Here is a 12036-nt window from a genome sequence, read left to right as displayed (position 1 = left end):
ACCCGAAGGACTCAACCTATGGCGTACACGTTTGCAGACCTGTTCGAGCATTCCGTCGATGCGATGCCCGATCGCCTCGCGCTGATCGTTTCCGGCGACGAGGTGACATACCGTGAGCTCGACGAGCGGGCCAACCGATTGGCGCATTACTTCCAGTCCGTCGGGTTAGGTGTCGGTTCGCACATCGGTATTCAACTGCACAACTCGATCGAGGCGATGGTTGCTGTCCTCGCGGCCTTCAAGATCCGCGGCGTTCCCATCACGGTGAACTACCGCTACACGAGCGACGAATTGGTTTACCTGTACGAGAACGCGGATCTCACGGCGTTGGTTTTCCATCGTGGTTTCGCTGAGCGGGTTGCCGAGGCGTTGGTGTCCGCGCCGCGGGTCAAGTACGTGATCGAGGTGGCGGACGAACTCGCTCTCGGGAACGAACCGTCGATTCCGGGGGCAGTGGCGTACGAGGATGCGCTCGGCAACCAATCCCCGCTGCGCGTAGGTGAACATGCTTTTCCCGAGCGTTCCGGCGACGACGTCTACGTTCTCTACACCGGCGGAACAACCGGACGACCGAAAGGCGTCGTCTGGCGGCAGGAAGACATCTGGCGCGTGTTGGCCGGCGGTTACGACTTCTATTCGGGTGAGCCGATCGCCGACGAGTACCAGCAGTCGCGCGGTGGCGCCGCGGCAGCCGAACCGATGCGGTGGTGCATGCTTCCACCGCTGATCCACACCTCGGCACTGATGCCGACGTTCAACGCTCTGTTCTCCGGAAACACCGTCATCTTCGAACCGAAGTTCGATGCGGCGCAGGTCTGGAAAGTCGTCGCCGAATATCGCCCGCAGGTCATGGTCATCACCGGCGACGCCATGGGCCGTCCACTGGTCGAAGCCCATCACGAATTGCAACCGGATGCGTCGAGCCTGGCCGTGCTCGCCTCCGGCGCTGCGCTCTTCTCCGGATCGGTCAAAGATGCGTTCTTCGACGTCTTTCCGAATCTGATGATCTCCGATTCGGTTGGATCGTCCGAAACAGGCTTCGGCGGAATCGGATTCGCAACCAAAGGGCTCGAGCAGCGTGGCGGACCCAAAGTGGGCGCCAACAGATTCACGGTCGTCGTCGACGACGACAACCGAGTGTTGGAGCCGGGCTCGGGCGCCGAAGGATGGCTGGCGAAACTCGGAAACGTTCCACTCGGCTACTACAACGATCCGGTGAAGTCGGCCGAGATATTCCGCGAGGTGAACGGCGCGCGGGCAGTGGTGACCGGAGACCGGGCGCGGATCGAGGACGACGGCTCGGTCACCCTCCTCGGACGGGGAAACATGGTGGTCAACACCGGCGGCGAGAAGGTCTTCGTGGAAGAAGTCGAAGCCGTGGTGAAGGCCCATCCCGACATCTACGACGCGACAGTGATCGGTGTTCCGGACGAGCGGTGGGGCAATCGGGTGGCGGCGGTGCTTCGCATCCGCGACGGTGTGGAACCGGATTTCGAATCCATCGAGAAGCACGCCCGCAGTCACCTCGCCGGCTACAAGATTCCGCGTTCCTTCTGGATCGCCGACGAGGTCGTTCGAGCGCCGAGCGGCAAGCCGGACTACCGCTGGGCCAAGGAGTTCTCACAGAACAGCGACCCGGTCCACCGGATCGACTAGCGCTCACACGCAACACCCGGCACCCGGCACCCATCCGTAAAGGAGCATCTGCAATGCCTGAGATCGACCTTCCCGACGGGTTCGACGTGACCGACCCGCATCTGTACGGCGAGCGCGTCCCGCTTGCCGAGTTCGCCGAACTACGACGATGCGCTCCGGTCTGGTGGAACGCCCAGGAACCGGGTACCGGCGGATTTCACGACGGTGGTTGTTGGGTTGTCTCCCGCCACGCAGACGTCCGCGACGTCTCGTTGCGCAGCGAGGAGTTCTCGAGCAACGTCAACGGCTGCATTCCGCGGCATGAAGACAACATCTCGGCGGAGGAGTTGGAGGCGACGAAACACGTCCTCATCAACAAGGACGCCCCTGAGCACACACAGCTGCGCAAGTTGGTGGCACGCTTGTTCACTCCGCGGTCGGTGGAAGCGATGCGGGCCGGGTTGGAAGCGCGGGCAGAAGACATAGCGTCGGCTGCCGTGGCGGAAGGTAGCGGTGATTTTGTCAGCCAGGTCGCCAGCGAGTTACCCATGCAGGCGATCTCGGAGCTGATCGGTGTACCGCAGGACGGGCGCCGTCAGCTGTACGAATGGTCGAATCAGATGACGGGATACGACGACGAGTCACTCGCCGGCGAGTCTCGGATGGCGTCGGCGCAGATATTGGGCTACGCCTATCAACTGGCTGAGGCGAGACGGGAGGAACCGCTCGACGACATCATCTCGCGCTTGGTGCATGCCGACATCGACGGGCAGAAACTCACCCCGGAACAGTTCGGTTTCTTCGTCATCATGTTGGCTGTCGCGGGCAACGAAACGACGCGAAACGCAACGACACTCGGCATGATGGCATTTCTCGAGCATCCGGATCAGTGGGAACTGTACAAGCGCGAGCGTCCGCGCACCGCCGCGGACGAGATCATCCGCTGGGCTTCGCCACTGACGTCGATGCAACGAACAGCAGTGGTGGACACACAGATTGCCGGCACTGCGATTGCGAAGGGGCAGCGCGTCGTACTGCTCTACGGCTCGGCGAACTTCGACGAAACCGTCTTCGGGAACCCCGACGTCTTCGACATCACCCGAGACCCGAACCCGCACCTCGCGTTCGGAGGAACCGGGCCGCACTACTGCGTCGGCGCCAACCTGGCCAGAATGGAGGTCGATCTGATCTTCGGCAAGATCGCCGATCACATGCCCGACATCAGCAAGCTCGGCGATCCGAGCAGGCTCTCGTCCGGTTGGCTCAACGGGATCAAGGAATTCAAGGTCGACTACGGCAACTCCACGTCATGTCCTTCGGGGCATTGACGTGTACAGCGGAAGAGTTGCACTTGCGGGCCCGATGCGCGAACTCGGCCAGTTCTACCGGATGGGCGCCGATGTCGCAGTGGGCTTGTTCCGCAACCGCTTTCAGGTGCAAGAGTTTCTCGAGCAGAGTTGGATGATCGCCCGGGTGTCGATCGTGCCGACCGTATTGGTGGCCGTGCCGTTCACGGTCCTGGTGAGTTTCACGCTCAACATCCTGCTCCGTGAGATCGGTGCCGCCGACCTCAGCGGCGCCGGGGCCGCGCTCGGCGCCGTGACTCAGGTCGGTCCGGTGGTGACGGTGCTGATCGTGGCAGGTGCGGGCGCGACTGCCATCGCCGCCGATCTGGGATCGAGAACGATTCGTGAAGAGATCGACGCCATGGAGGTGCTCGGGATCGATCCGATCACTCGGCTGGTGATTCCTCGGGTGGTCGCGTCGACCGTGGTGGCTTTGCTGCTCAACGGACTCGTCTGCGTCATCGGCATCGCCGGCGGTTACGCCTTCTCGGTGTTTCTCCAGGGCGTGAACCCTGGCGCCTTCGTCGAGGGAATCACGTTGCTGACCGGCCTCCCCGAGGTGGCGTTGTCGATGGTCAAAGCTGCGCTGTTCGGGATGCTGGCGGGATTGGTGGCCTGCTATCGCGGACTGTCGGTACGGGGTGGGCCGAAAGGCGTGGGGGAGGCCGTCAACGAAACGGTGGTGTACGCATTCATGGCGTTGTTCGTCGTCAACACCATCGTCACCGCGGTCGGCATCCGATTGACGGCGGGGTGATCGAGGTGACGCTGTCGGATTCGCTGGCACAAATCGGCAAGTTCGGACGCACGCGGGCGCGGGTGGCTCGAACGTCACGCTCGATCGACGACGTCGGGCGACAAGCTGTCTTCTTCGCGCGCGCCATCGCTCACATCCCGTGGGCAATTCGCAAACACCCGAAAGAAGTGTTGAGGCTGGTAGCCGAGATCAGCATGGGCACCGGAGCTTTGGCAGTGATCGGCGGCACGGTTGCGGTCGTAGGATTTTTGACTCTCGCCTCGGGCGGCACCATTGCGATCCAAGGTTTCAGCTCACTGGGAAATATCGGAGTCGAAGCGCTCACCGGATTCTTCTCCGCCTTCATCAATGTTCGTATCGCTGCGCCGGTCATCGCGGGAATCGGCCTGTCGGCCACGATCGGCGCAGGTTCGACCGCGCAGATCGGTGCCATGCGCATCAGTGAGGAAATCGACGCCCTCGAATCGATGGCGATCAGTTCGGTCCCGTACGTCGTCAGCACCCGCGTCACCGCAGGGATGATCGCGATCTTGCCGCTGTACTCATTGGCGCTCGTAGGATCTTTTCTGGCCGGACGATTCACCACGGTCGTGCTGTTCGGTCAGTCCTCCGGTCTTTACGACCACTACTTCACGACGTTCCTCGATCCGGTCGACGTCGCATGGTCCTTCGTTCAAGTGCTCGTGATGGCACTACTGGTGATGCTGATCCACACGTACTACGGATACAACGCGTCCAGGGGACCGTCGGGCGTGGGAACTGCAGTGGGCCGCGGGGTTCGGCTCTCGCTGATCTGCGTCGTGGCGGTGACCCTGCTCGTCTCACTCGCGCTCTACGGCGGTTCCGGCAACTTCAATCTGTCCGGTTAGGGGGACTGCGTGCACAGATACGGCTACAAGTTGGCTGCTCTGGGCTTGGCTGCGGCGATCGTCGGGGTCATCGCTTTGTCGGTCGCGTCTTTCAACCAGGTGTTTGTCGCTCGCGTCCCGATCACGGTGATCGCGGAGCGCGTGGGGCTCGTGATGGATCCGGGCGCGCGGGTGAAGATGGCCGGGGTGACCGTGGGCTCGGTGGAGTCCATCACGCCGACTGACGACGCCACCGCACAACTGTCGTTGTCGATCGATCCCGAAGCGCTCGAATCGATTCCGTCAAACGTGGATGTGGCGATCACGTCGAACACGGCCTTCGGCGCGAAGTTCGTCAGCCTGTCCTCGCCGGAGCAGCCGAGCAGCGCGCGACTTGCCGCCGGGGCGACGATCGACGCATCCCGGGTTACTGTCGAGCTGAACACGGTGTTCGAGAAACTCACCGCCGTGCTCCGGACGGTGGACCCGGGCAAACTCGATTCGACATTGGGTGCCCTCTCGACTGCTCTGCAAGGACGCGGCGAACGGCTCGGGGTCGCACTCGAACAAGCAGATTCCTCCTTGCTCGAATTCAACACTGCACGTGAGGCTCTCGATCACGTGTTGACTGACCTGCCAGCCGTCACGCAGACCTACCGCGACGCTGTTCTCGACTTGATGGACACCCTCGACTCGCTCACGACTACGGGAACCACTGTTCTCGACGAGCAGCAGAATCTTGATCTCCTCTTGCTCAACGTGATCGGGGTCGCCCGCACCGGAGAAGACGTACTGGGAGAAAACGCCGACGGTATCGACACCGTTCTGTCGTTACTGCGGCCGACCACCGCACTGCTCGAGGAATACTCCCCGGTGATTCCCTGCATGTTCCACGGACTTCAGGAGAGCAAGAAGATCGGCGACGGCGCCTACAACGGACAACCAGGAATCAAGATGTCGATCGGTCTGATCGCCGGAACCGAACCGTACCGATATCCCGACGACCTCCCGAAGGTCGCGGCAACCGGTGGCCCGCAGTGTATGGGCCTTCCACTGCGCGACCCGAACATCAATGCGCCGTACCTGGTGACCGATACCGGGGTGAATCCGTTTGCGCCCGAGCGTCAGCCGAATGGTGGGCAACCGATGAACACGGTTCCGGATCTGATGAGCTACCTGTTCGGGACGGAGATCCGATGAAAGTTCGTGGGTACACCGTCAAGTTCGGAATTTTTGTTCTGGTGATGATCCTCGTCAACGCCGGGCTGATCCTCGTGTTCGGCCAGATGCGAGGTGGCGAGGCGAGGTCGTACTCGGCGGAGTTCGTCAACGCCTCCGGGCTCAGAGCCGGCGACAAGGTGCGCATCGCCGGTGTGCCGGTCGGTTCTGTCGGCTCCGTCGAATTCGGTGGGAATCACCGTGCCCACGTGAGTTTCAGTGTGGATACGGGTGACACCGTGACCGTATCGACCAGAGCCGCTGTTCGATATCAGGATCTGGTGGGTAATCGATACCTCGAATTGCTCGACGATCCGGGGATCGCGGAACCGCAACCGGAGGGCGAGAGCATCCCTGTCGATCGCACCGCACCGGCACTCGACCTCGATGCGCTACTCGGTGGTTTCAAGCCGCTGTTTCAAGCCCTGGACCCGGAGCAGGTCAACGCGTTGTCGATGTCCTTGCTCGAGGTGTTTCAAGGCCAGTCCGGAACTGTGGCATCGGTGCTGGCGCACACCGGATCGATTACGAACACTCTCGCAGACCGCGACCAACTGATCGGTCGAGTGATCGGCAACCTCGACGGTGTGCTCAGCGAATTGCGCAGCCGCGGTGGTCAGTTCAGTGACACTCTCGATCACCTACAACAGCTGGTCAGCGGGCTCGCGGCGGACCGGGAGATGATCGGGACTGCCGTCGAGAGTGTGAACGCCGCATCAGGCACCTTCGCCGATCTCCTCGCCGGAGTTCGCCCGGACATCGCGGGAAACCTGTCGAAGCTGGACGCAAGCCTGAATCCGCTGATCGAGCAACAAAGTGAGCTCGATCGGATTCTCGCGTCCATGCCCTCGAACTACAAGCAGCTGATCCGAGTCGGCTCGTACGGGTCGTTCTTCAACTTCTATCTGTGCGGAATCGCACTGAAGGTCGACGGTGCCGACGGTACGCCGCTCACTGTCGACCTGGTGGATCAGACGACCGGAAGGTGCGCACCACGATGAGAGAGATGGCACAGAGCCAGGCCGTACGCGTGGGGGTCGTGGGATTGGTCGTCACGGCCGCCGTCGTATTGGCATCGCTCCAGTATCAGAATCTGCAGTTCCTGAAATCGGGTGTCGGGTACAGCGCGGTGTTCGCCGACGCCAGCGGTCTCGCGCCGGGAGACGAAGTCAACGCCGCCGGAGTGAAGATCGGAACGGTGGATCGGATCGAGGTCGAGCACGGACTCGCGCGCGTGGATTTCACACTGGAAGGCTCGATCGGTTTGGGAGAAAGCACATCGGCGGCCGTCACCACGATGTCGTTGCTCGGCAAGCGAGCGGTATCGCTCGATCTGGACGGTCCGGGAAGGATCGCGGTCGGCGGCGAGATCCCGGTCGAGCGAACAAGATCGGCGTACTCGCTGCCCGACGTGCTCGGTGACCTCACCACGACGGTCGAGGACATCGATCTCGACCAACTCTCCGAATCGCTCGACGCAGTGGGGCAGGTGATGTCCGACAGTGCGCCGAACCTGAGGCCGGCGCTGGACGGTGTCGCACGGATCTCCGACAGCGTCAATAGACGCGACGACATGTTGCGCACCTTGCTGTCCGATGCAAACGACGTCGCCGGGACGCTGGCCGAGCGTGGACCACAGGTCAACGCGCTACTCGTCGACGGCAACGCCTTGTTGGGAGAACTGGATCGGCGACAGGCGGCGCTGGGGGAAGTGATCACGAACATCTCGGCGTTGTCGACCCAGCTGAGCGGACTCGTCCACGACAACGAGGCGCAATTGCAGCCGGTCCTCGGCAAACTCGACACGGTTGTCGGAATTCTGCAGAACAACAAGGACAACCTTTCTCAGGGAATCGACGGTCTCGGTACGTACGTGGGCACGCTCGGTGACACCGTGGCCAGCGGCCCCTTCTACTACGCCTACGTCCAGAACCTGGTGCCGGCGCAATACACCCAACCGTTGATCAACGCGATGTTCGGGCTACCACCTGCGCCGCTACCGATTCCGGAGGTTCGATGATGGGTGCCTTACGAGTTCGCAAACCGGTGAACTGGCGCCGAATCGCCGTCGTTGGTGGAAGCGTCATCGGTGCGGCGATCGTCGTCGTGTCGGGATACCTTGCGGTGCAACATCTGCGCTACTACAACGTGACGGCCTACTTCACCTCGACGACCGGTCTGTATGTCGGTGACGACGTTCGTGTCGTGGGAGTCGACGTCGGCCGCGTCACCGCGATCGCCCCACAGGGAGATCGAATGCGCGTCGAACTGAAATTGGCGCGCGAGGTTCCCGTCGCCGAGGACGCGAAAGCGGTGATCGTTGCCCAGTCGCTGGTCTCGGCCCGCTTCGTGCAGTTGACGCCGGCGGTGACGGACGGCGCCGACGCACTGAATGACGGTGCGGAGATCCCACTCGACAGAACGGCCGTCCCGGTCGAGTGGGACCAGATCAAGGAACAGCTGGGCCGGGCTGCCGACGCTTTGGGCCCCGTCGGGGACGATCGCGGTCCCGCCGCCAACTTCCTCGACGGTGCCGGATCCGCACTGGCTGGCAACGGGGAAGCGCTGGGGCGCTCGGTGACCGAACTCTCGGAGGCTATGAGCACACTCGACGAAGGCGGAGCCGATCTGTTCGGCACCATCCGCGGCCTGCAGACCTTCACGACCGCACTCGCCGCAAGCGACGAACAGATCGTTCAGTTCCAAGGACGACTGGCAAACGTCTCGAGTGTGCTCGCCGAGAGCCGGACGCAATTGGCTCCGGCTCTCGCCGATCTGGACGCCGCCGTCGTCGACGTACAGCGGTTCGTCGAACAGAACCGAACCGGCTTGACGGAGCAGATCGCGAAGTTGGCCGACGTGTCCCAGGTATTGGTCGACAAGCGCGCAGGTCTCGAGAAGGTACTGCATCTGGCTCCGACAGCGTTGTCGAACTACTACAACGTCTACCGGCCGGCCCAAGGAGCGATGGTGGGTGTGCCCGCATTCCAGAACGTCGGCAACCCGATCGACTTGATCTGCGGCGGAATCGCCGGCCTGGCCAACGACACCTCGAAGAAGGGCGCGGATTTGTGCATCGAATACCTCGGCCCGTTGCTCAACACGATCAAGGCGAACTACCCGGACCTGAGCATCAATCCGACCCGGGCGCTCGGGGCTCTTCCGGACCAACTGGTGTACAGCGAGCCTGATCTGGAACCGACTGGCGCCTTGAGCTTTCCGATCATGCCCCCGGCGCCTGACCTGGCCGGACTGCTCATGCCGTCGACGGAACCCCGATGACTACCCGGAGGTGGGTGACAGTCTGTGTGGGGGCGAGCACCGTGCTGGTTCTGGCGGGTTGCCAATGGAGCGGGCTGAATTCGGTTTCGCTGCCAGGCGCGGCTGGGCGCGGTGAGGGGAGTTTCGCAGTCGTGATCGAGATGCCGGACGTCACGTCGATAAGTCCCAACTCTCCGGTCATGGTCAACGACGTGACGGTCGGAAGTATCAGTGCGATCGAGACCGACAACTGGCACGCACGGGTGACGGTTGCACTCGACGGTTCGGTGTCCCTGCCCGCCAATGCGACTGCCACGATCGGCCAAACCAGCCTGCTCGGGTCCAAACACGTCGCGCTTGCGCCGCCTACCGATGTTGCGCCGGAAGGGCGGTTGTCGGAGGGATCGGTGATCCCCCTCGCGTCGGCCGGCGTCTATCCCACCACCGAGGAAGCGTTGACGGCACTGTCATTGGTCCTCAACGGCGGCGGGCTCGCTCAGATTCACAGCATCACCACGGAGCTGAACACGGCGCTCGGCGGACGGACGGATGCGGCGCGCGACCTGCTGAGTCAGATGGATACCGTGACCGAAACACTCGACCGCCAACGTGATGCGATGGTCACGACCATGGAGAATCTCGACGTCTTCGCCGGCGAGATCACGGCTCAGCGAGACGTTCTCGGTGAGGCGTTGGAGACCCTTGATCCGGCCTTGGCGGAACTCAGCGCCCAACGCGTCGACCTGACCACCGCCCTCGATGCGGTCGGCAGGTTCGGGGACGTCGGGACCGATCTGGTCGACCGGACCCGCGACGATTTGAAAGCCAATTTGAGCGCCTTGGAATTGACGCTGCAGAAGGTGGTCGAAACAGGACCGGACCTGATCAACAATTTGGGCAACCTGAGTACCTTCCCCTTCCCCCAGACGACCATCGACGACGGAATGCGCGGCGATTACACCAATTTGTGGGCGCTGATCGACCTCACGAGTAATCGCCTCCAGTCGGGTCTCGGCTTCGGTACGCCGTTCGGGGCGCCGCAAACTCCGGTGGAGAACGGAGTACTGGTCGATCCTTTGACCGCCCCACTCGGCACAGGGCAGCCCGGCCCACTTGGCACAGCGCAGCCCGCCCAGGGAGGTGGACGATGATTCTCACGAAGTTGGTGCGAAGGCAATTGACGATCTTCGCGATCCTGGCGGTGATAGGCATGAGCGCAGCGGCTATCTCGTACCTGAGAGTTCCGACCATGCTCGGAATCGGGCGCTATTCGGTGACAGTCGAACTGCCGGACGCCGGTGGCCTGTATCGGAACGCGAACGTGACCTATCGCGGCGACACCATCGGTCAGGTCAGGTCGGTGCGTCTGTCTCCGGGAGTGGTACGCGCCGAATTATCTTTGGAGAGTGCGGTTCCCGTTCCCTCCAGCGGGCTCGCAGTAGCGGTGCGAAGTGTGTCGGCCATCGGCGAGCAATACGTCGACATGCAACCGAGCACCGCGGACGGACCCTTTCTGACCGACGGAGACGTGATCGGCCCCGACGCTGTCACGATCCCGACCGAGATCGGACCGGTCCTCGATCAGGCGCAGGCGATGCTCGCATCCGTACCGCAGGACAAGTTGCGATCGGTGATCGACGAGTCCGCGGCAGCTTTCGGAGGCAGGGGAGAGGATCTGGCTCGTCTGCTGGATTCGACCACTTCGTTCGTCGATCAGATGTCCGCTGCCACAACGCCGGCTACGACGCTCGTACAGCAGTTGGATCCGCTCCTGCAGACACAGGTGGTGACGGGCGATCAGATTCGCCAGTGGGCGTCCAGTGTCGCTCAACTCAGTGGACAGTTGGAGGTCGCCGACGGGTCCGTGCGCAATATCCTCGAGACCGGACCGGGCTTCGCGACTGAAGCCGACCTGCTGTTTCAAGGCCTCAAACCCACTTTGCCTGTGCTGCTTGCCAATTTCACCAGCACCGCTCAGGTGGCTTTGACGTACAACGCCGGTTTGGAGCAGGTGCTCGTCATCTTGCCGCCACTGGTCGCGGCACAGGAAACCGTCGTACAACGCGGGCAGGTGGACGGCGCCGCGAACGTCAACTTCCATCTCCAAGCGCAGGACCCTGCGGCGTGCTCGACCGGTTACCTTCCGGCCGATCAGCGACGGGACCCGACCCAGACGAGTGTGCCGGACACCCCGGCTGATCTGTACTGCAAAGTGCCACAGAACTCGGTCTTCGCCGTTCGTGGATCTCGGAACATTCCCTGCATGGAGGTACCGGGCAAACGAGCACCGAGCCCGGAGATCTGCCGGAGCCCCGAAGCGTACGTGCCGTCGGGGACCAATGCACCCGGCGAGTTGTACACCGGGCCTGACGGAGTCGACTATCAACACACGGAGTTGGCTCCGGCTGACTCCGGCCCGGGGGAGGGTGAGCCGTGGCAACAGTTGCTGACGCCGACGAATCGCTGAGAGGTGAGGTGCTGGATCCGGTCGGAGGGAAGCGCGGTGTACTCACTGCCCTGGTCTGGATTGCACTCGCGGCTCTGAGCGTCGTTGTCGTCTTCGGTGCTCTGGCAGTTCGATCGGACCGCGCGCGAGAGTCCCAGCGTCAAGAGTACGTCGACGGTGCGGTCGCAGGAGCCCTCGCTCTGATCGACGTTCACTCCGCCACAGTCGACGAGGACCTCGAGACACTGCAGTCGCTGAGTACGGGAACCTTTGCCGACGAACTGAAGTCCGGCGAATCTGCGTTCGTCGCGTCCATCCGTGATTTTGCCGTCGATTCCGACGGGCGTGTCGACACCGCAGCCTTGGCATCGGAATCCGGTAACTCGGGGGTGGTGCTGATCGCGGCATCTGCTCAGGTCGGCAATTCAGCGGGAGAGTCTTCGGCGCGCACCTACCGTCTGCGCGTCGGTGTCGAGGACGTCGACGGGCGGGTACTGATGTCGAGTGTGGAGTTCGTGCCGTGAA

General features: G+C 62.7%; 11 protein-coding genes. All 11 read left to right on the top strand.

All coding sequences use genetic code 11. The annotated features are described in order from the left end of the window. Positions 1–18: 18 nt before the first annotated feature. Genes M0639_RS15915 through M0639_RS15865 form a run of 11 tightly spaced genes read left to right on the top strand, consistent with a single transcriptional unit; the run spans position 19 to position 12035 of the window. Entirely contained in the window at positions 19–1656 is a 1638-nt protein-coding gene (locus tag M0639_RS15915; protein ID WP_007728656.1) for an acyl-CoA synthetase, read from the top strand. A 53-nt stretch (positions 1657–1709) separates the two neighbouring features. Then, positions 1710–2963, top strand: a complete 1254-nt coding sequence (locus M0639_RS15910; protein ID WP_030536770.1) for a cytochrome P450 — start codon at positions 1710–1712, stop codon at positions 2961–2963. A gap of 34 nt (positions 2964–2997) precedes the next feature. After that, positions 2998–3738 (top strand): MlaE family ABC transporter permease, encoded by a 741-nt coding sequence (locus tag M0639_RS15905; RefSeq protein WP_042923097.1) that lies wholly within the window; start codon positions 2998–3000, stop codon positions 3736–3738. Then, the gene (locus M0639_RS15900; RefSeq protein WP_082893183.1) at positions 3735–4607 is read left to right on the top strand and encodes an MlaE family ABC transporter permease; all 873 of its coding nucleotides are present in this window, start codon (positions 3735–3737) and stop codon (positions 4605–4607) included. The genes M0639_RS15905 and M0639_RS15900 overlap by 4 nt, the downstream gene beginning before the upstream one ends. Before the next feature lie 9 nt (positions 4608–4616). Continuing rightward, on the top strand, positions 4617–5786 hold the full coding sequence (locus M0639_RS15895) for an MCE family protein (protein WP_054782099.1): 1170 nt from the start codon (positions 4617–4619) through the stop codon (positions 5784–5786). Next, a complete protein-coding gene (locus tag M0639_RS15890) occupies positions 5783–6805 on the top strand; it encodes an MCE family protein (RefSeq protein ID WP_058037530.1) in 1023 nt (340 codons plus the stop codon). The genes M0639_RS15895 and M0639_RS15890 overlap by 4 nt, the downstream gene beginning before the upstream one ends. Further along, positions 6802–7824: an MCE family protein gene (locus M0639_RS15885; protein ID WP_030536766.1), complete on the top strand. Its 1023-nt coding sequence runs from the start codon at positions 6802–6804 to the stop codon at positions 7822–7824. Before M0639_RS15890 ends, M0639_RS15885 begins: the two co-directional genes overlap by 4 nt. Beyond that, on the top strand, positions 7824–9086 hold the full coding sequence (locus M0639_RS15880) for an MCE family protein (protein WP_030536765.1): 1263 nt from the start codon (positions 7824–7826) through the stop codon (positions 9084–9086). The genes M0639_RS15885 and M0639_RS15880 overlap by 1 nt, the downstream gene beginning before the upstream one ends. Then, complete coding sequence (locus M0639_RS15875) at positions 9083–10216, top strand: MCE family protein (RefSeq protein WP_172827027.1); 1134 nt, start codon at positions 9083–9085, stop codon at positions 10214–10216. Before M0639_RS15880 ends, M0639_RS15875 begins: the two co-directional genes overlap by 4 nt. Then, entirely contained in the window at positions 10213–11532 is a 1320-nt protein-coding gene (locus tag M0639_RS15870; RefSeq protein ID WP_064074446.1) for an MCE family protein, read from the top strand. Before M0639_RS15875 ends, M0639_RS15870 begins: the two co-directional genes overlap by 4 nt. Beyond that, the gene (locus M0639_RS15865) at positions 11499–12035 is read left to right on the top strand and encodes a hypothetical protein (RefSeq protein WP_231915200.1); all 537 of its coding nucleotides are present in this window, start codon (positions 11499–11501) and stop codon (positions 12033–12035) included. Before M0639_RS15870 ends, M0639_RS15865 begins: the two co-directional genes overlap by 34 nt. Position 12036: the final 1 nt, after the last annotated feature.

The organism is Rhodococcus qingshengii JCM 15477, from assembly GCF_023221595.1.
GTDB classification, from domain to species: domain Bacteria; phylum Actinomycetota; class Actinomycetes; order Mycobacteriales; family Mycobacteriaceae; genus Rhodococcus_F; species Rhodococcus_F qingshengii.
This window is presented reverse-complemented; position numbering and strand designations above follow the sequence as displayed.